Source organism: Desulfoprunum benzoelyticum, from assembly GCF_014201505.1.
GTDB lineage: Bacteria > Desulfobacterota > Desulfobulbia > Desulfobulbales > Desulfocapsaceae > Desulfoprunum > Desulfoprunum benzoelyticum.
Genome location: NZ_JACHEO010000013.1, coordinates 53508 through 73695, shown reverse-complemented (window position 1 = coordinate 73695; position 20188 = coordinate 53508). Strand labels below are relative to the sequence as shown.

Here is a 20188-nt window from a genome sequence, read left to right as displayed (position 1 = left end):
CATTAGGCTTTTGCCGCCTTCTTCAACGTGTCCTTGAAAGGGATGGGTCCAGGTGGTACGCCGCTTCATGCCGAAGCGGCGGCCTTCCTGGGTTTGGCCTTTAAAGGATTGGGTCCGAGGGACATGATGTGATCGGTCATTTCCTGCGCGTATTTGGCAAAGGTCGGCCCTTCGCCCGACGACAGGTTGTACATCCTGACGCGATCGCCTTCGATGCCGATCTCCTCGAGGAGCTCATGGATATATTCGACACGCTCCCGGCAACGGAGATTTCCCTGGTTGTAATGACAGTTACCCTCCATGCAGCCGACGCAGTACACGCCGTCGGCGCCCTCCTGGAAACATCTGAGCAGGTGCATCACATCGACTTTGCCGGTGCAGGGGACACGGACAATCTTGATGTTGGTGGGGTAGGTCAGCCTCATCGAACCTGCCAGGTCCGCGGCGGAGTACCCTCAGTAGTCGCAACAAAATGCTACAATAGTCGGTTCGAAATCAGCCATTACATTCCTCCCGCCAGCAGTGTTTCAATCTCACAGGTGATCTGGTCGTCTTCATAGTTATTGAGCTTGATGGTCTGTCTCGGACAGACGCAGGCGCATACCCCGCATCCCTGACAGAGGGCCGGATCGATCTGGATCTCCCCTTGCTCCACGTTGAATCTCGGAACCTCGAACGGGCAGGAGCGGACACAGGTCAGACACTTGACGCAGTGATCCGGGTCGACCTCAGCCTTGATGGCCGACAGTTTGATCCGGTCCTTGGAGAGGAAGGTCACCGCTCGCGCCGCCGCGGCATTGGCCTGGACGATGGCTTCGGAGATCAGTTTCGGGCCATGGGCGGTTCCGCACAGGAAGACGCCGTCGCTGCCCATATCCACCGGGCGCAGCTTGACGTGGGCCTCGAGGAAGTATCCCTCGGCGTTGGTGTTGAGCTTCAGTTTCCTGCCCACCTCTTCCGAACCGCTCGGCAACACACCGGCGGAAAGTGCCAGGATGTCGGCACGTATTTCGATATCGCGTTGCAGGACATGGTCTCTGACAGTGACCAGGATGCCGTCGTCCGCCGCCTTGACCGCCGGCGGGTTGTCTTTCTGGTAACGGACGAAGATGACTCCCTGTTTCCTCGCTTCGGTGTAATAGTCCTCCAACAGGCCGTACATGCGCATGTCGCGATAGAGGATAAACACCTGGGTGTCGGGACTGTTTTTCTTGATCGCCAGTGCGTTCTTCACCGCCGACTGGCAGCAGATCCGCGAACAGTTGGGGCGCTCGTCATTGCGGGAGCCGACGCATTGGATCATGACGACCGAATCGAGAGCGGCGGCGCCTTTTTCTCCCAGCCGGTCGCCCAGCTGGATCTGGGTGAGCACCCGGTCGTCTTCACCGTAGAGATATTCCTTCGGGGTGTATTCCCCGGCGCCGGTGGCGACGATGATGACCCCGTGCTGGATCTCCTGCGGCTGTTCCTGCCCGCCCACACGGACCGCGGTCTTGAAGTTGCCCTGGAAACCTTCGAAACCGACGATCTCGGCATCGTTGAGAACGGTGATCTTTTCATCCAGGGTCACTTGTGCCGCAAGCTTATCCACATAGGCTCTGATGTCGGCACCCTCGATGGTATGGTGCAGTTTCCGGCCCATGCCGCCAAGCTGCGCCTGTTTCTCGACCAGGGTGGATTCAAAACCCTGTCGTGCCAGATCGAGGGCGGCGTTCATGCCGGCGACGCCGCCGCCCACCACCAGGGCCCGCTTGTTGACGGGGATGACCTTGCCGTGCAGCGGCTTCAACCGGACGGCACGGGATACGGCCATACGGACCAGATCCCGCGCCTTCTCCGTGGCCAGTTCATGATTATAGGCGTGGACCCAGGAATCCTGGTTTCTGATATTGGCCATCTCGAACAGGTACCGGTTCAACCCACAGGCCTCGAGGGTCTCCATGAACATCGGGGCGTGGGTCTTCGGGCTGCAGGAGGCGACGACCACCCGGTTCAGCCCGTGCTCGATGATCTTGTCCTTGATCTTGGCCTGGGTATCCTGGCTGCAGGTGAACAGGTTGTTGTCGGTAAAGACTACGCCCGGCAGCGTCGCCGCGTACTCCTGCAGGCCGGGGACATCGACGACACCGGCAATATTGGTGCCGCAGTTGCAGACGAAGACCCCGACTCGCGGGTTCTGACCGGAGATGTCGATCTCTTCCGGTATCTCCCGCACCTTGGTGTCGGTGTCCCGGGCCGCGGCAATCTGGCAGCCGGCAAGCCCGGCCGCGGCGCTGGCCTCGGTCACCGAGGAGGGGATATCCTTTGGTCCCTGGAAGGTGCCGCAGGCGAAGATGCCCGGCCGCGTGGTGGTCAGCGGCGAGAAGGGGTGGCTGTCGATGAAATTGTGCTTGTTGAGATGGACGCCCAGCCGGTCCGCCAGTTCCAGGGTGGCCGCGGGAACCTCGAGACCGACGGAGAGCACGAGCATATCGAACTCTTCATCCAGGATCTGCCCGTTTTCATCGGCAAAACGGAGGATGAGGTTGCGGTTCTCCGGGTTCTCGATGACCGAGTGGATCCTCGCCTTGACGAAACGGATCCCTTCCCGGTTCCTGGCCCGGTCGTAATACTCCTCGTAATCCTTGCCGAAGGAGCGGATGTCCATGTAGAAGATGGCCGCATCGAGATCGCCGCCGGCGTGCTCCTTGGCGATCATCGCATCCTTGATCGCGTACATGCAGCAGACGGAGGAGCAATAGGTGTGGCCGCACTTGTTGTTGTCCCGCGAGCCGATGCACTGGAGCCAGGCGACCTTCTTGGGTTCCTGATGATCCGACGGGCGGACCAGATGGCCCATGGTGGGGCCGCCGGAGCTGAGCATCCGCTCGAATTCCAGGCTGGTCAGGACGTTGGGGTTCTTTTTATACAGATAGATCTCCGACAGCGGGGTCGGATCGTAAGGTTTGGCGCCGGTGGCGAGCACGACGGAGCCGACCGAGAGCTCCTTCTCTTCGGCTACCTGGCTGTGATCGATGGCCTTGGCCAGACAGGCCTCGACGCACTGGTAGCATTCCGAACAGACACCGCAGGAAAGACAGCGGATCGCCTCCTGCCGGGCCTGCTCTTCGTCATACCCCTTGGAAACCTCGAGGAAATTGCCGCAACGGACTTGAGGGGCGAGGCATTCGACCATCAACCGCTCCTTGATTGCCTCGCCTTCGATATCGGGGCGGACAAACTCCCAGGTCTTGTCGCGACCCTCCCGCAGATCCATGCCGTTGATATAGCGATGGATGCTGATGGCCGCTTCCTTGCCGCAGGCCACCGCGTCGACGACGGATTTCGGGCCGTAGAAGGCATCGCCGCCGGCGAAGACCCAGTCGATGGGGGTCTGCAGGGTCACCGAATCGGCCTCCAGGCCGCCCGGCCGGGAGATGGCGATGCCCTGTTCCCTGATGCCGTCGAGGTCCGCGCTCTGGCCGATGGCGACGATGACCGTGTCGCAATGAAACGACTCGCAGACGTTGTCGTCGAACTGCGGATTGAAACGGCCGTTTTCATCGAAGACCCGTTTGCAGCTCCTGAACTCGATTCCGGCCACTCGGCCCTGTTCGAGGTGGAAACTCCGGGGTCCGAAGCTGTTGACGATCTTGATCTCGTCTTCGATCGCTTCGACGATCTCATATTCCCAGGCCGGCATCTCTTCGCGGCGCTCGAGGCAGATCAGCGTCACGTTCTCGGCTCCGAGGCGTTTGGCGGTCTGGGCGACGTCGATGGCGACGTTGCCGCCGCCGATGACGACGACCTCGCGTCCAAGCTCGACCTTTTTGCCCATGGCGGCATCGCGCAGGAAGTCGACGCCCTGCACGACGCCCTTGATATCTTCGTTGTCGACGCCGAGTTTGCGGCCGTTATGCAGGCCGATGGCCAGGAACACGGCGGAATAGCCGTCCTGCTTCAGGCTGTCCAGCGTGATGTCGCGGCCAAAGGTGACCCCGCACTTGATATCGGCGCCCATGTCCTGAACGACTTTGATCTCGTCGGCCAGGATGTCCCGCGGCAGGCGATAGGCGGGGATGCCGTAGCGCATCATGCCGCCGGGCTCATCCTGTTTCTCGAAGATGGTAACCTGATATCCTTGCTTGAGCAGCTCATAGGCGGCAGTGACGCCTGCCGGGCCGGAGCCGATGACCGCCACTTTTTCACTGCGCTTTTCGGCCTCGATCTTGGGTATATAATATTGGCCTTTCTCCCGTTCGTAGTCGCCTAAGAAGCGATGCAGCTCCCGAACGGCCAGGGGTTGGTCGACCTGGGCGCGGGTACATTCTCCCTCACAGGGGTGGTGACAGACCCGGCCGCAGATGCCGGGGAACGGGTGGTCCTCCTTGAAGAGCTTCAAGGCCTCGTCGTACCTGCCGTCACCCATCAGGGCGACAAAGCCCTGGATGCTGACATGGGCCGGACAGGTGGCCTTGCAGGGGGCGGTCCCCCGTTTGGTTATGCCGAAGGCCCCGGGGATAGCTTGTGGATATTGCTTGAAAATCGCTTTACGGAAATCAAGCAGTTCGTTGTATTCGTTGGGACGGGAAACAGGACAGACCTTGGCGCACTCGCCGCAGCTCGTGCATTTGGTCATGTCCACATATCGGGGTGCCTGGTGAATTCTGGCGGTAAAATTGCCGGGCTCGCCATCGATGCCCATCAGCTCGGTATTCGTGAGAAGCTCAATATTCAGGTGACGGCCGACCTCGACCAGTTTAGGTGAGATGACTCACATTGCGCAGTCGTTGGTCGGGAAGGTCTTGTCAAGCTGCGACATAACTCCGCCGATGGCGGCGGATTTTTCAACAAGGTAAACGTAATAGCCGGATTCGGCCAGATCAAGCGATGCCTGCATGCCTGCGATACCAGCTCCTACAACCATAACCGATCCACTTTGCTTGTTCGCCTCAAATCCCATGATGACTCCTTAAGTGCTGATGGTTAAGTCTTTTCGTATACCTATTACATGTTTTCAACTGCAGAGACCCCCCACGAAACATCACCGATTTTCGAAGATAGGACTCCTGCCGGGTGCAACCTCCTTTCGAATTACAAATATTCTGCAATTACAATGGGGTGATAATACATTGTTGTTTCGGGCGGCCCTGATCCAGGTCGGCCCGACCATTGCTTTTCGATATCCACAAATGATGCTAGCGGTAATTTGTGTCCATATCAACAATTTTATATCTTCCCCACAATTACCCGACATAGTTTTTTCTTGGTCTGGACTACTGATCAGACCAATTTGCATTGAGATTAATGCGATTTGGCAGGACTTCTGTTCCAGGAAGCGGAAAAATGGGCAGAAAAAAACCGCAGTGAGACTTCGGGCGCGAATGATTCGATCGGTACACGGCAGACAGCCGGGGACTTCTTTGCCTGCAATCCCATCAACCGGCTGTTCGCCCGGATGGCGTGGGGTCTGGTCCGCTAGCGCTGCTGCAGATTGCTGGCCTGGAAGAGACGGCCTGGTTCCGCAGACACCCGCCGAATGTACAATTTTTGCAGAAAACTTCACAATTCCAAAGTCTCAGGAGATGCGTCAACGTGTTTTTGATGTGCTGGGAACTGTTTCTCCCCCGCATTTTGGACCGATTCCCCTGCCGGTGTGGTAGAATGATATTCAATATGCTCAGGTCGTGCTGAGGCCCTTTGGCTTGAAAAAACGATGCAGGAGAACGTTGCGTGGTCGAGATAAAGAATGAAGCAACCGGCGGTTGGGAGGTCTATCCCGACAGGGTGCTGGTCGAGACGCCGATCATGACGGTCAAGGTCGGACCGGTACTGTGCACCAGAAGCGGCAGGCGGAGGGAGTTCTACCGCTTCGATTGTCCGGACTGGGTCAATATCGTGGCGGTGACTCCGGAGCGGGATATTGTGTTGATCCGGCAGTTCCGGTATGGCTCGAACCGGATCGAAATCGAGATCCCGGGCGGCACGATCGAAGCGGCGGAGGATCCGGTCGCCGCCGGTTGCCGGGAACTCCTCGAAGAGACCGGGTATGCCGGTGATCGGGCCAGGATCATTGGCCGGGTCTGTCCCAATCCGGCGATCCAGGGGAACTCCTGTTATACCGTCCTCGTCGAGGACGCCCGGCTGGTGGCGACGCCGGCGATGGATGAGATGGAGGATATCGAGACCGTGCCGATGGCTGAGAACGAGGTCAGGGCCTGTGTGAAAGAGGGAAAAATAGAACATGGGCTGGTACTCAACGCCTTGATGTTCTATTTTTCTATCTGAACCTGTTGGCGGTCGAGACTGCTTTCTGTCTGCAGGCCACCCCGGATACCCCGGATAGTGCGATACAGCCGGGAGAACGCATGAACCATCAACCAGAAAACTATCCTATGGAAGATTTTGAACCCTATCTCGCCGCCACTGCCTTTGTCGATCATGACCATCCCGTCGTCGTCGCATTCGCTGAACGAGTCTGCGCCGGCCACGGCAACGACACCCCGATCGACCGGGCGGTCCGTCTCTACTATGCGGTGCGCGATGAGATCCGTTACGATCCCTACAGCCTGCAGTATTCGATCGACGCCCTGACGGCGAGTGCAGTCATCACCAGGGGGTACGGCTACTGTGTCGCCAAGGCGGTGGTCCTCGCGGCGGTGGCTCGGCAGCAGGGAATCCCGGCCAGGCTCGGTTTCGCCGACGTCCGGAATCATCTGACTACGGCAAGGCTGCGGCAGGTCATGGGCACCGATCTGTTTGTTTATCACGGCTACACCGAACTGTATCTGGAGGGGAAATGGGTCAAGGCGACGCCGGCCTTCAATCTCTCCCTTTGCCAGCGATTCCAGGTCCAGCCGCTCGAATTCGATGGCAGAAATGATTCGATCTTCCATGAGTTCAACACGGTGGGCCAGCGCCACATGGAGTATATCCATGATTATGGCAGCTTTGCCGACCTGCCCTTCGAGGAGATGTTCGTCTCCTACCGCAGCCACTATCCCTTGCTGTTTGCGGGGCGCAGGGAGGGCGATCCTGCCGATTTCCATCGTGAGGCGGAGTTGGAGCGAAAGAAGACATGAATCCGTTGATGTGAAAAAGCGAAGGATGAAAACTATGAACAGACGCCGGTTCATCAAGGATGTTCTCCGGTGGACGGCGGGCGTAAGCCTGGCGATCCCCAGCTTCAGTGTGCTCACCGAGGCCTTGGCTGCCGAAAAACCGCAGGCCATGCTTGCCCTGGCCACAGGTGAGGACTACCATGCCCTGGTCGGCCGGGTCCTGGCGCCGCTTGGCGGCATGGCCACATTCGTCAACCCCGGCGACAGGGTCGTCATCAAGCCCAATATCGGCTGGGACCGGACTCCGGAACAGGGGGCCAACACCCATCCGCTGGTCGTCAGGGCGCTGGTGGAGGCAGCCCTTGCGGCCGGCGCCAAAAAAGTCCTGGTCTTCGACCGGAGCTGCAACGAACAGAGGCGCTGCTATGCCAACAGCGGCATCGAGCAGGCGATCCGTGACCTTGATGATCGACGGGCGGTGATAGAGCAGATCGATTCCCGCAAGTTCGTCCCGGTGAACATCACCAGAGGCAAGGTGCTGACAAAGTGGGAGATCTACCGCGAGGCCCTTGACTGCGACTGCTATATCAACGTCCCGGTCGCCAAGCATCACGGGCTGTCGCGGCTGACTCTGGGTCTGAAGAACAGCATGGGGGTGCTCGGCGGCAACCGGGGCTCGCTGCACCGCAACCTGGGGCAGAGCCTGGCCGATCTGGCGACGGTCGTCAGACCGAAACTGACGGTGATCGACGCCACCCGCATCCTGCTGCACAATGGTCCCCAGGGAGGCAATGTCGATGATGTCCGCCGGATCGACACGTTGATCGCCTCGGCCGATCCGGTGGCCGCCGATGCCTATGCGACGACGTTGTTCGAGCTTGAGCCCGGCGACATCGAGGCCACGGTGGCGGCGTATGAGCTGGGGCTGGGAGAGATGGACCTGGCCCGGATACAGGTGGTCTCCGCCTGATGCGTCGGCATTTTCCGAAACTTCTCCCGTCCCTGTGGCGGAAGGCCAGTCAGCTGGTGTTCCTTGCTTTTTTTCTCTTCCTGTTCGTGAAGACCGATTACAGCGGATCGGACGAATTGACCTGGGCCGTCAATATCCTCTTTCGGATCGATCCGTTGCTCGCCGTCACGGCGATGGCGGCGGGCAGAACGGTCATCGTCCTGATGCTGCCGGCGGCGATCACGCTGGCCCTGACCCTGCTGTTCGGCCGTTTCTTCTGCGGCTGGATCTGTCCTCTGGGCACCCTGATCGACGGCAGCCGGCGTTTGATCGAACGCGGCGGCGCCGGCCGGGAACGGGGCGGCCGCCAGTTCAAATACTACCTGCTCTTCTTTCTGCTGGCCGCCTCCCTGTTCGGCCTGCCGCTGGCCGGTTATCTCGATCCGTTTTCGATCCTGGTGCGAGGCCTGACCTTTGCGGTGCATCCGGCCCTGGATCATGCCGCGACCTCGTTTTTTACCCTGACCTACCAGCATGGACCGATGTGGCTGAACATCGTGACCGAGCCGGTGTATGCCGTGCTGAAGGAATATGTCCTGCCCTTCGCCGCCAAGGTCTATGGGCTGTCGGTCCTGTCGCTGCTGGTGCTGGTCGCGGTCCTCGGGCTTGGACTGTTCGGCCGCCGGTTCTTCTGCCGTTCGCTTTGTCCGTTAGGGGCCATGCTGGCGTTGTTCTCCCGTTATTCCCTTTTTCGGCTTTCCGGCGGCTCGCCGGAGTGCGGCGGTTGCCGGCAGTGTCGCAGCGAATGCCGGATGGCGGCGATAGACGATGAGCGCACCATCGCTGCCGCCGAATGCATCCTCTGTCTCGATTGCCTCCCCTCCTGTCCGAAATCACTCATCCATTACGGTTGGGGCAGAGGCGCCAAACGGGGCCAGGCGGTCGACCTGTCGCGTAGGGCCGCGATCGCCAGCCTGGCGGCCGGAATGCTGAGTCCTCTCGTGCTGCCGTCGCGGCTGCTGGCCCGCCACACCGATCCGCAGCTGATCAGGCCGCCGGGCGCGTGTGCGGAGGAGGAGTTCCTCGGCCGCTGCGTCCGCTGCGGCGAATGCATGAAGGTCTGTATCGGCAATGCCCTCCACTCGACCTGGCTGGAGGCCGGGCTGGAGGGGATATTCAGCCCCCGGTTGATCGGCCGTATCGGCTACTGCGAGTTCAACTGCACCCTCTGCGGCCAGGTCTGCCCGACCGGCGCCATCAGGAGGCTGAGCAGACAGGAGAAGCACGTCACCGTCATCGGCCGGGCCCATATCGACAGGAACCGCTGTCTGCCCTTTGCCGATGGCGTCCCCTGCATCGTCTGCGAAGAGCACTGTCCGACGCCGGACAAGGCGATCAAATTCCGCGAGGCCGAGGTCGTCAACGGCAGGGGCGAGACGGTCACGCTGTTGCAGCCCTATGTCGTCGGCGAGCTCTGCATCGGCTGCGGCATCTGCGAAAACAAGTGTCCCCTCAGCGGCGAGGCGGCAGTCATCGTCACGGCGGCAGGGGAAAGCAGGGAGAGCAGCGGGATGACGATGTACGGTTATTGAGGCAGAGGTTTGTTCGGGAGCACGGCCGCCTGACAGCGTCGGCGATTCCATTATCATCAGCCTGGGGCAAAGGTCTCAGTCCAGGACAGCCGCAATGATAGAAGTAAACGATATGACGGTTTATCCACTTTTTTACCAGTTTGAGGTTCGACCGACGGCCAGAAACAGCCAGGTGGAAGTGCTGGCCGGGGCCATTGCCACCGTCCTTGTTTTTGCCGAAACAGAAGAGGTCGGCAGGGCCCGCGGAACCCGTTTTGTCGCCCGCCAGCATTGGGAGATTATCGCGGTTAAGAGGGTATTGCGGCTGTGTTCGAGGCACGTGGCCGACCTCCAGCCTCATTTTCAGGCGCTGTATCGGCAGGCCGAACAATTCGGCATCGCTGCCCGGTTCGACGGGTGGGCGAGACATGGGTTCCATGGGCGGATGAGGTCATGAACGATGGCTACGACGAATATTGACAGAAAGGGAGAACCATGAAAGACGATATCGGACAGCGATTAGTTGAGGCCCTCAAGGCACCCCAGACCTCCGGCAGCCAGGAGAGTTTCCTGAAGGCGATGGAACTGACGAAGGCCTACGCCGGATCAGGCTCGGTAACCCACTTCAGTGCAGTGGCGAGACTCTTCTATGATCTCTTTGAAATGTTTGAGACCGGCCGTGACCCGAGGCAGAAATGAGAATCGACCGGTGAAGGCAGGGTGTCACTGGTGTGCCGGAGGAACGCGTCGGAGGTACTGTTTGAGGCATTCCTGCTCCGCTTTGCATCTGGCGATGATTGATTGAAGATAGTCGATATTTTTGAGAATAGCCTTGGTGTAGAGATCTTCATCGACCTGCCAGCGTTCACGGAAATGACTTCGCATGGAAGGAAAGACATCGGAGAAAAGCACGTTCAACCGGTGGGCAATGGTTGTGTGATAAAAATCAGCGGTTGATTGCATGAGTTCGATGGGAGTCTGATGGCCGAAGTCGTCGATACCGGCCTTTTGCTCCTGGAACAGGAGGGGAAGTCTTTCGAGGTAGTACCGGTCCGCCATCTGTGCCAGGATGTCGGCGGAACCGACAACACGGCCCGCGAGTCCGATCTCCTCCGGATAGGACCGGAGATGGTCCACTCCTTTGTTCAATTCGGTACAGCGGATGATTGCCGCACAGTTGTCGGCGTAGGATCGGGGCAGTCCGGAGATTTGAATATACCGCCGCACAAAGGTAATCGAACGTTTTTCATGGCCCCTGGTGTATCGGGCTCCGGTTAGGGCGCTGTCCGCCTCGGTCAGCAGCATCCCGGTATCGTGAAAGCAGGAGCTGAGGAAACCCTGTATCAACGTATCTGCGGTGAAAGATCTGCCGTCACACCACAGGCCGTGAAACAGCCGGGCGGCTGCAAGGGCGACCAGACGGGTATGCCTCAGATTGTGATAGGTTGGGTTGCTGGCCCGAAAACCGGAAAATTTCCCTCTGAATATATTGGTCGTGTCATTATTGATGCGTGTGATCAGGGCGACGTCGACCTGGGGATTGATACTACGGGCAAGAGAGACCACCTCCTCCACAAAGTCGTTCCGCCCGTCGCCTTCCAGTATGTCCTTCCTGCCCTGTATGTGATCCATGTGTTTATCCTATCTGTTCAACGGCGTCATCGCAAGTTCGTTGGAAGAAGAGGTGCGGTCGAGAGAACAGAGCCGGTAGTCGAATGAACGATACGCCATTCCGCTGCGGGTCGGCATCAGCCTGAACACCGTCTGAGGCGATCGTCGGCCTGTCGGCTTTGCTTGCAAAATGGAGTACACGGCATACCCTGCAGCAATGGACGGGGAGGCGAAAGGCTGCGGATCCTGGTGAAGGGGTTTTCTGAAGTGAAGTCGCAGCTCGAACAAGCAAAAAACATGGCGGGTTCTGGACTTTAGACAATTTACTCTGTACATAAGTATCTGAGCGCTGCTCAAAGGGCCAAGATCAAACCTCTACACGCCAAGAATCACCAATGAATGGAAACAAAAAGACCGAAGTCATCCTTGTCGTTGATGACGATGACCTGGTGCGGATGACGCTCAGCGTCCTGATTTCCTCGCTGGGGTATCATTGCCTGGGGGCGAGTGACGGCATTGAGGCCATGCAGATACTGAAGGCAACTGATATCGACCTTGTTTTTTCCGATATTGCCATGCCGAATATGGACGGGATGGAATTGTTGAAATATATCGTCGAAAATCATAAGCATACAGATGCCATTATGGCGACTGGCTATTCCGAAAATGCCACGTACGCGGATGTGATCAAGGCCGGTGCCCTGGATTTCATCAAGAAGCCGATAGACCAGGCGGAGCTCGAGGCCAAACTGACACGGGCTTTTCGCGAGCGATCCCTGGTTCGTCGGCTTGAGCAGTTATCGCTCGTTGACAGCCTGACCTCCCTGTGGAACCGCAGGGCCTTCGATGAACGTTTCCCCGAGGAGGTGGAGCGGGCCAGCAGACAGAGGTACCAGGTTTTCCTGGCGGTCGTCGATATCGATAATTTCAAGGAATTCAACGACACCTATGGTCATCAGGAAGGTGATGGCGTTCTGGTGGCGCTTGCCGAAATCTTTGGGGAATGCACCCGCAGCAGTGTCGATATGAGCTTTAGAATAGGGGGCGATGAATTCGCCGTTCTTCTGCCGCAAACGAATGCCGACCAGGCAACGGAAATCACCCAGCGCATCCTGTTGAAATTCATCGAGCGCAACCTGGGGAAGACAACCCTCTCCATCGGGGTGGTTCCCTGTGTCAGGAACAGGGAACTCCCACTTGAAATTGACGAGCGCCAGATGAGGGAGCGAGGCGATCAGGCCATGTATGAGGCGAAGAAAAAAGGCAAGAACTGCGTTGTCTGCAGGTGTGAACCCTCTCTGCAGTGATCAGCAGGTACCCAGTGCATCCTTGAAAAAGGAGCGATCCGGAGGAACCGGGTATTCACCGTTGAAACAGGCCAGACAGAAGTCCTTTCTGCTCAAGCCGGTTGCTTCGACAAGTCCTTCAAGGCTGAGATAATGCAAAGAGTTCAGGCCGATATGGTCAGCGATCTCTTTGATATTCTTGTTGTTTGCGATAAGTTCTGTCGGCGAGGGGAAATCGATGCCATAGTAACAGGCATGGCGGGTGGGGGGGCAGCTGACCACCATGTGCACCTCTTTGACCCCGGCCAGCTTCAAGGCGCGCACCCTGCTCTTGCCCGTCGTCCCCCTGATAATCGAATCTTCGACAATAATGACCCGCTTGCCTTTGAGGAAGGAGCGGACCGGATTGAGCTTGACCCGGACATTGAAATCACGCATCGACTGCGTCGGCTGAATAAAGGTGCGGCCGACATAGTGGTTGCGGATCATCCCCATCTCGAGGGGAATGCCCGAGGCCTGCGAGTACCCGAGGGCGGCGTAGTTGCCGGAATCGGGAAACGGCATGACGATATCGGCATCGATTCTGGCTTCTCCGGCCAGGATCTCCCCCATGCGTTTTCTTGTTTCGTAGACGTTGATGCCGAAGATATCGGAGTCAGGCCGGGCGAAATATACCTGCTCGAAGATGCAGAAATGGCTGTCCTGTCGCGGCCACGGGAAGAGGGAGAGAATCTCCTTGTCGGTGAAGATCAGCACCTCTCCCGGCTTGACATCGCGAACATACTGAGCCTCAACGAGATCCAGAGCACAGGTTTCGGACGCAATGATCCAGCCGCCGTTGTTCAATTTACCGAGACAGAGAGGGCGGAAACCGTCGGGGTCGCGAACGGCGACCATCGTATCCTGGGTCATCAGGAGCAGGGAGTAGGCGCCCTTGAGAGCTGAAAAAGTTTCCCACAGGGCCTTTTCCAAGCCAAGATGGGCGGTTCTGGCCATCAGATGCAGGACCACCTCGCTATCCATGGTCGTCTGGAAAATCGATCCCTGCTCCTCCAGTTTTTTTCTCAGTTCCAGAGAATTGACGAGGTTGCCGTTATGGGCGACGGCCAGAGTCGTGCCCTTATGGGTCACCATCAGGGGTTGGGCATTGGCGAGGTTCGAGGCACCGGTTGTTGAATAGCGGACATGGCCGATCGACATGTGGCCGTTGAGCTGCTGCAGGCTGGTCTCGGTGAACACCTCGGGCACCAGACCCATGTTCTTGTGACACGTGACCCTGGTGCCGTCGGAGGTAACGATTCCCGCACTTTCCTGTCCCCGGTGCTGCAGGGCGTACAGCCCGAAATAGGCGAGTTTGGAGGAATCCTGGTGGCCGAAAATCCCGCAAATGCCGCATTCGTGGGTGGGCCGTCCGGGGACGACGGGATGGACAAGGTGGGGGATATACTGTAGCATGGCGGTACCTTCAATGAGCGTATGGGATGAACAATCGCAGAACGGGCGGTACTGGAACACCGTGTACTCGAGAACGCAGAAACAATAAAGGCACAAAGAGTTTGCAATCTTTGTGCCTTCCTTTCGCGATCCAGAGTAAAATGTTTATAATATGTCGCATTGAAATTCAATAGGAAAATTTTCAGATCGTCATGTGTCGCTTATTGCCCGGAAGATGGGAAACAGACGGCGATACGTTGCGATTCGATAGAAGGTGGATATCGTGGTGCAACTGACAAGAACAGTCAAGGCAGCCGGTTGAGCTGCTAAACTTGGCCCAGGGGACCTGAGCCAGATACTGTGCGGAATTGATCTGCCGCGCGACCCAAACCTGATCGTCGGGGCGGAGACGTCCGATGATGCCGGGGTCTACCGGCTCAATGACGAGATCGCCCTGATCCAGACCGTCGATTTCTTCACTCCGATCGTCGATGACCCCTTTTCCTTCGGGCAGATCACCGCCGCCAATGCCTTGAGCGATGTCTACGCGATGGGCGGCAGACCGTTGCTGGCGATGAACATCCTCGCCTGTCCGGTCAAGACCATGGACCGCGCAGTCTTTCGCGAGGTCATCCAGGGCGGCCTGAGCAAGATCCGGGAAGCGGGGGCGTTGCTGGTGGGCGGCCATTCGATCGAGGACACGGAGCTGAAGTATGGGTTGTCGGTCACCGGTCTGGTCCATCCGAAGAAGGTTCTGCTCAATGCCGGCGCCCGTCCCGGCGATGTCCTGCTCCTGACCAAACCCATCGGGACCGGCATTCTGTCGACCGCCATCAAGGGAGGGCTGGTCGGAAGCGAAACCGAGGTCCGGATCACCGAGGTCATGGCCACCCTCAATAAACTGGCGGCGGAGGTCGTGGAAGATATCCGCTCCCGGAGCGGCATGGAAGATGCCGTGCATGCCTGCACCGACATCACCGGTTTCGGCCTGCTCGGTCACCTCCATGAGATGCTGGAGGCCTCCGACGTATCGGCGCGGCTTTTCGACCGGAAGGTGCCGTTGCTCGATCGGACGGAGGAATTCGCCCGGATGGGGATCGTTCCTGCCGGCGCCCACGCCAACCGTAAGCATTTCGGCCAATGGATTGCCAAGCGGACCGAGGCATCTGCCGATCTGGAGGTGCTCCTCTCCGATCCGCAGACATCCGGCGGCCTGCTTATCGCTGTTACTCCGAGTGCGGCGGAGGCGATTGTCTCCGGGTTGAAAGATCGCGGATATTCTCTTCCCTGCGCCGTCATCGGTGAAATCACGGCGGGGAGAAGGGGAATGATCGAATTGGTCTGAACGGTCTCCGGCGATCACTCTCCGGGATGGGTCGCCAGGGCATGCAGCAGTTCCGTCAGGCTGACCAGATCGTTGAGGTCCAGGCATTCGTCCGTGGTGTGGACCTTATTCATACCGGTCGCCACAATCGCCGTCGGCAGACCGTAGCTGCACAGGATGTTGGCATCGCTGCCGCCACCGGCGACGACGAATTCCAGCTCCTTGCCAAGCCGCCGCCCGGCCTGGCGCACCCGCGCCATAACCGGACTGGCATGTTCGAGGAGCATGGCCGGATACTCCTTTTCGACCTTGATATCGACTGACGGCAGGCCCTGATGCTCGACGCAGGGGCTTTGCCAGTTCCCGACCGTCCTGTGAAACGTTCTTTCGATTTCTTGGGTATATTCCAGGAGTTTTTCCGCCGAATGGCTGCGGACCTCACCCTCGAGGGTGATGAGATCCGGGACGATATTGGTGGCGACACCGCCCCTGATCAAGCCGAAGTTGGAGGTCGACTGCTCATCGAGCCTTCCGAGTCGCAGTGCCGCGATCGCCTTGGCTGCGAGGCAAAAGGCGTTGATACCTTTTTCCGGATTGAGGCCGGCGTGGGCGGCGATGCCGTGCACATCGATCTTGATCTTGTTGGCAGCCGGAGCCCCGATGATGACCTTGTCGATCCCGGTGGAGTCGAGGGCATAGCCGTATTTGCTGCGCAGCCAGGAGTATTCGAGATGTTTGGCGCCAAGCAGGCCGATTTCTTCGCAGGTGGTGAACACCAGCTCGATCATGCCATGCCTGGATCCCGATCGGGTGAGGACCGTCATCAGTTCGATCAGGGCGGCAATGCCTGACTTGTCGTCACCGCCGAGGACGGTGTCGCCGCCGCTGGTGAAGGTATCACCGACTCTTACCACCTCCACGTTCTCGCCCGGTTCAACGGTATCCATATGGCAGGAGAAGAACAGGCCTTCGATTTCCGGGGCGTTGCCGGCAAAACGGATCAACAGATTGCCGGTGTCGGAGCCGGTCTGTCCTCCTGATTGGTCGATATATATCTCGTCGGCCCCCAAGCCGGTGAAACACCGGACAAGGTGGTCGGCCAGCGGCCTTTCCCGGCGGGAAGGAGTGCTGATCTGACAGAGTTCGGTGAATGTTGAGGCCAGACGCTCTCTCTCGATGGCAACGGTCATTTCAATGTCCTGAGGGGTTGGGGTGGTTGTGCAGCAGGACGACGGCATGGCAGGCGATGCCCTCTTCCCGCCCGGTAAAGCCCATTTTTTCGGTCGTGGTCGCCTTGATGTTGACCGCCTCCGCCTCGACGCCACAACTCTGCGCCAGCCTTTCCTGCATGGCGGCGATGTGACCGGCGAGGCGGGGCGCCTGACAGATGATGGTGATATCGGCATTGCCGAGGGCCAGCCCTTTGGAGCGGACAAGGTCGATGACCTCCTCCAGCAGGGTGATCGAGTACATCCCTGAAAACCTGGCATCCGAATCGGGAAAATGGTAGCCGATATCGCGGGCGCCGATGGCGCCGAGCAGGGCGTCGCAGAGGGCATGGGTGACGACATCGGCGTCGGAGTGGCCGGCCAGTCCCAGCGTGTGGGGGATGGTCACCCCGCCGAGCACCAGGGGGCGGTCGGCGATAAAGCGATGGGCGTCGAAGCCATGGCCGATCCTGAGCCGAGGCGGGGTGGTATTCCTGTGCACAATAAGCTCCGCCAGCCGGAGGTCTTCCGGCCGGGTGATTTTCAGGTTCGTTTCCGATCCTTCGACGATGGTGACGGGGATTCCCGCCCGTTCGAGCAGCGAGGCCTCGTCGGTCGCCTCCTCATCCCCTGCCTGGCTGTAGGCGAGCTGCAGCAATGAAAGCCGCATCGCCTGAGGTGTCTGGGCCTGCCACAGACCCTGGCGATCGACGGTCGACTGGACGACCCCGTTCGCATCGGCCTTTTTCAGGGTGTCCTTGACCGGGATGGCGGCGATGGCGACGCCATGTTCCCTTGCCGCTCGGCAACAGCGGGTGATGGTGTCCTGGCTGACCAACGGCCGGGCGCCGTCATGAACGAGGACGATATCGATGGTATCGTCGAGGTGGGCCATCCCGGCCCGAACCGAATCCTGCCGGCGCCGGCCGCCGGCGCAGACGGTGAGGCGCTGCGGATCAAGCCCGTAGTGGTGAAGGAGCGAGCCGGTCCTTTCAACCCACGCTTCAGGAACGACGACGATGCAGCGGCAGATCTCAGGGTTGGCGAGAAAGGCCCTGACCGTGTGGATCAGGACCGGCGATCCGGCCAGCATATGAAACTGCTTGGGATGATGGAGGCCCATCCGGGTGCCGCTGCCTGCGGCGGGAATGATGGCGGCAGCTGTCGCGTGCATGATTGTCCTGTGATGACGAACAGGATGCTGGAAAAGCGGATCAGGTATACACTCTTGATACTGCCGTTGTCAGCCGTTGACGTGCAAAAAAAAGGAGCGGGCTGTAAGCCGAATTCTGTACCCGGTAAAGGGCCATGATCATTTCACTGGGATGCCGATCGCTCGGCATCTCTTGCAACCTACCCGGAGATATCGGACGGGCCGCCCTCAAACATCTCCCTATTCGGTCTTGCTCCGGATGGGGTTTACCCTGCCCTCGGTGTCGCCATCGAGGCGGTGAGCTTTTACCTCGCCATTTCACCCTTACCCGGTCATCCGACCGGGCGGTATGTTTTCTGTGGCACTTTCCCCCGGTCGCCCGGCGTTCGTGTTACGAACCATCCTGCCCTGCGGAGTTCGGACTTTCCTCTCCGGCACGAGGCCGGAGCGATCATGCACCCGCTCCAGCGCCAGTGTAGTGGGAACGACCAAAAGATGAAAGGAAAAAAGCTTCGGGGGCATTGCGCGGTCCCCGCGACTGAAGATCAGTTTTCTTCCGGTCTGTGGTACATGATGCGCTGGCAGGTGGGGCAGTCGAAAATCTGATCGCCCCTGAGCAGCTGGTTGTAGCGCTGCGGCGGAATATTCATGTAACATCCCTGGCAGACACCCTGCAGGACATTGACAACGGCCAGGCCGTTGCGCCGTTCGCGAAGGGTTGTATATTTTTTCAGGATACTGCCGTTGATGCCCTGTGCCTGCTGCTGCCGCAGGGCATCCTTTTCCTTCTTGGTCTTGCTGATGGTCTCGATTGTGGTGCGTACCTTCTCGGTTTCCTCGGTGACGAGTTCCTTTTCACCCTTCAGGAGATTTTTTTCCTCGATAATCCGGGCATCAAGCTTCTCCACCTCTTCCATGATGGCGACGATTTTCTCTTCACTTTCCTTGGCGCTCTTTTTGCCTTCTTCGATTTCCTTCAGCAGGGCCGTCTGTTCACGGCCGGTCTGGACCTGCATCATTTTCGACTGGCGATCCCTGACGAATGCCATCTTGTCGGCAACCTCGGCCTCGAGGGCGCGCCGTTCCTTGTCGCCGTTGCTGATCTGCTCCTGAAGAGCGGCAATGAGAGCTTCCTTGTCGGCAAGGGCGGCGATGCGGGCGTCGAGGGCGCTTTGCTGCGCCTTGATCTCATTTTCGATCTGATCGATTTCCAGATCGATGCTCTGGAGGTTGATGAGCTGCTCTATATGCTCTTTCAAGACTGTTCTCCTGTTGGTGTGGTTTGGCAGTGATATTCAATCTATATGCGTTAAGACGAAGGGGTGGTGCTCCGTCAGTGTCTGTTGAATGACAATGTTCCAGTTTCGGGAGATATTCTCCGCCTGGAGAATACCGGCGAGCAGGGGGACGGCATGGCGCTCGGTGCCGTAATGGGTCCCTTCGATCAGGCAGAATCCGCATTCCTCGGCCCAGCGCGCAACATGGTGTTTGATTTCGGCGGTAATGTAGACCCCGGCGCCACGGGCATGGGCAACGGCAGCAAGATCCGAGCCGCTGCCGCCGCAGAGGGCAACGGTGGAAATTGACTCCGGCAACCGCCCGGCGATGAACAGCGCCGGCAACTGGAGCGCCTTGCCGAGCCGGCGGAGGAAGCCGGCGGAGGGGACGGCCTCAGGGAAACGGCCGATTCTTCCCAACCCCTGATGCTGGTCAGCGGCGGAGGAGCTGGCGACGAGCGGTTGTACTTCATTCAGGCCGATCGCCCTGGCCAACGCGTCGCTGACGCCGTTGGCGGCACTGTCGAGGTTGGTATGGCAGGCGATGACGCTGATGCGGTGGGAAAGGGCCATCTCGACGAATCTGCCTGTCGGTTCGCCGGTGTTGATCGCGGCAAGGGGTTTGAAGATCAGCGGATGGTGGGTGATGATGGTGTCGGCGCCAAGGGCTATCGCCTCTTCGACCAGTGACGTGGACGGGTCGAGGCCGATCAGGATAAAGGTGGTCTCGCGGTCCATGTCGCCGAGCAGCAGGCCTGCATTGTCCCATGGTTCGGCGAGCGTCAATGGGGCATGTTCATGAAGCCGTGAAATAATTTCCCTGATTGGTGTCGGCATAAGACAATAATATCAGTCAGAACAATAAAAAAAGGTACATCCCGGGTGGGTGTACCTTTTTGTCCGTACTGGGCAGCCGGATGTTCCGCTGCCGGATTGTATCGCTGAGAGAGTGCGTTTTCCTCTCTCCGAATTTTCGTGCAAGGAGTGTGTTTCTCAAGGAACCTGTCGTTTCTGTTCAGATTCATCAGTATTGGTGGGCGCAGTAGGATTCGAACCTACGACCGACCGGTTATGAGCCGGTGGCTCTAGCCAGCTGAGCTATGCGCCCCAATGGTAAAGAAACATATTATATAAAAAAAAGGTGTAGTAAAAGTCAACAAAAAAAGGTCAATGGGGAGAGCAAGCTGGAAATTCCCGCCGGATGGTATGCTTTGAAGTCTGTAATTGCTTGAAAGAGATGGTAAGAATGGAAAGTGGTTACTATTGTAACGAAAGCAGGAGCATGACCGGGTTTGCATGTCCATCGCTGCAGCATCGGTGAGGATCAAAAATTCA

At 58.6% G+C, this 20188-nt stretch carries 16 protein-coding genes, 1 tRNA gene and 1 other RNA gene; 8 read left to right on the top strand and 10 right to left on the bottom strand.

Translation table 11 applies throughout. The features are described from left to right. Window positions 1-65: 65 nt before the first annotated feature. The gene (locus HNQ81_RS11525) at window positions 66-503 is read right to left on the bottom strand and encodes a hydrogenase iron-sulfur subunit (protein ID WP_183351452.1); all 438 of its coding nucleotides are present in this window, start codon (window positions 501-503) and stop codon (window positions 66-68) included. Beyond that, entirely contained in the window at window positions 503-4942 is a 4440-nt protein-coding gene (locus HNQ81_RS11520) for an FAD-dependent oxidoreductase (protein WP_183351451.1), read from the bottom strand. Before HNQ81_RS11520 ends, HNQ81_RS11525 begins: the two co-directional genes overlap by 1 nt. Window positions 4943-5712: 770 nt before the next feature. On the opposite strand from HNQ81_RS11520, the gene HNQ81_RS11515 reads away from it, so the two are divergent. The 6 genes from HNQ81_RS11515 (at window position 5713) to HNQ81_RS11490 (ending at window position 10259) form a co-directional block, all read left to right on the top strand. Further along, complete coding sequence (locus HNQ81_RS11515; RefSeq protein WP_183351450.1) at window positions 5713-6267, top strand: NUDIX domain-containing protein; 555 nt, start codon at window positions 5713-5715, stop codon at window positions 6265-6267. 107 nt (window positions 6268-6374) lie between these two features. Next, window positions 6375-7061, top strand: a complete 687-nt coding sequence (locus HNQ81_RS11510; RefSeq protein ID WP_183351449.1) for a transglutaminase-like domain-containing protein — start codon at window positions 6375-6377, stop codon at window positions 7059-7061. A 34-nt stretch (window positions 7062-7095) separates the two neighbouring features. Beyond that, on the top strand, window positions 7096-8010 hold the full coding sequence (locus tag HNQ81_RS11505; protein WP_183351448.1) for a DUF362 domain-containing protein: 915 nt from the start codon (window positions 7096-7098) through the stop codon (window positions 8008-8010). Then, window positions 8010-9581, top strand: a complete 1572-nt coding sequence (locus tag HNQ81_RS11500) for a 4Fe-4S binding protein (RefSeq protein WP_183351447.1) — start codon at window positions 8010-8012, stop codon at window positions 9579-9581. Before HNQ81_RS11505 ends, HNQ81_RS11500 begins: the two co-directional genes overlap by 1 nt. A gap of 94 nt (window positions 9582-9675) precedes the next feature. After that, window positions 9676-10017, top strand: a complete 342-nt coding sequence (locus tag HNQ81_RS11495) for a hypothetical protein (protein WP_183351446.1) — start codon at window positions 9676-9678, stop codon at window positions 10015-10017. A gap of 38 nt (window positions 10018-10055) precedes the next feature. Beyond that, window positions 10056-10259, top strand: a complete 204-nt coding sequence (locus HNQ81_RS11490; protein WP_183351445.1) for a hypothetical protein — start codon at window positions 10056-10058, stop codon at window positions 10257-10259. 24 nt (window positions 10260-10283) lie between these two features. Here HNQ81_RS11490 and HNQ81_RS11485 read toward each other — a convergent pair whose 3' ends face one another. After that, window positions 10284-11192 (bottom strand): hypothetical protein, encoded by a 909-nt coding sequence (locus HNQ81_RS11485; protein ID WP_183351444.1) that lies wholly within the window; start codon window positions 11190-11192, stop codon window positions 10284-10286. A gap of 374 nt (window positions 11193-11566) precedes the next feature. On the opposite strand from HNQ81_RS11485, the gene HNQ81_RS11480 reads away from it, so the two are divergent. Beyond that, on the top strand, window positions 11567-12478 hold the full coding sequence (locus tag HNQ81_RS11480; protein ID WP_183351443.1) for a GGDEF domain-containing response regulator: 912 nt from the start codon (window positions 11567-11569) through the stop codon (window positions 12476-12478). Here HNQ81_RS11480 and purF read toward each other — a convergent pair whose 3' ends face one another. Further along, entirely contained in the window at window positions 12479-13912 is a 1434-nt protein-coding gene (gene purF / locus HNQ81_RS11475; RefSeq protein WP_183351442.1) for an amidophosphoribosyltransferase, read from the bottom strand. A gap of 259 nt (window positions 13913-14171) precedes the next feature. Here purF and selD point away from each other — a divergent pair, with 259 nt between their 5' ends. Beyond that, entirely contained in the window at window positions 14172-15236 is a 1065-nt protein-coding gene (selD, locus tag HNQ81_RS11470) for a selenide, water dikinase SelD (protein ID WP_420842280.1), read from the top strand. Window positions 15237-15250: 14 nt separating this feature from the next. Here selD and HNQ81_RS11465 read toward each other — a convergent pair whose 3' ends face one another. From HNQ81_RS11465 to HNQ81_RS11440, 6 genes are all read right to left on the bottom strand, one after another. Further along, on the bottom strand, window positions 15251-16405 hold the full coding sequence (locus HNQ81_RS11465) for a M20/M25/M40 family metallo-hydrolase (protein WP_183351440.1): 1155 nt from the start codon (window positions 16403-16405) through the stop codon (window positions 15251-15253). A gap of 1 nt (window position 16406) precedes the next feature. Then, window positions 16407-17597: a 2-C-methyl-D-erythritol 4-phosphate cytidylyltransferase gene (ispD, locus tag HNQ81_RS17850; protein ID WP_183351439.1), complete on the bottom strand. Its 1191-nt coding sequence runs from the start codon at window positions 17595-17597 to the stop codon at window positions 16407-16409. 88 nt (window positions 17598-17685) lie between these two features. After that, window positions 17686-18043, bottom strand: an RNA gene (rnpB, locus tag HNQ81_RS11455) — RNase P RNA component class A. Window positions 18044-18121: 78 nt separating this feature from the next. Beyond that, window positions 18122-18835 (bottom strand): zinc ribbon domain-containing protein, encoded by a 714-nt coding sequence (locus tag HNQ81_RS11450; protein ID WP_183351438.1) that lies wholly within the window; start codon window positions 18833-18835, stop codon window positions 18122-18124. A gap of 36 nt (window positions 18836-18871) precedes the next feature. Then, window positions 18872-19690: a Nif3-like dinuclear metal center hexameric protein gene (locus HNQ81_RS11445; RefSeq protein WP_183351437.1), complete on the bottom strand. Its 819-nt coding sequence runs from the start codon at window positions 19688-19690 to the stop codon at window positions 18872-18874. Between the two features lie 194 nt (window positions 19691-19884). Continuing rightward, a tRNA-Ile gene (locus tag HNQ81_RS11440) sits at window positions 19885-19961 on the bottom strand. Between the last annotated feature and the right edge of the window lie 227 nt (window positions 19962-20188).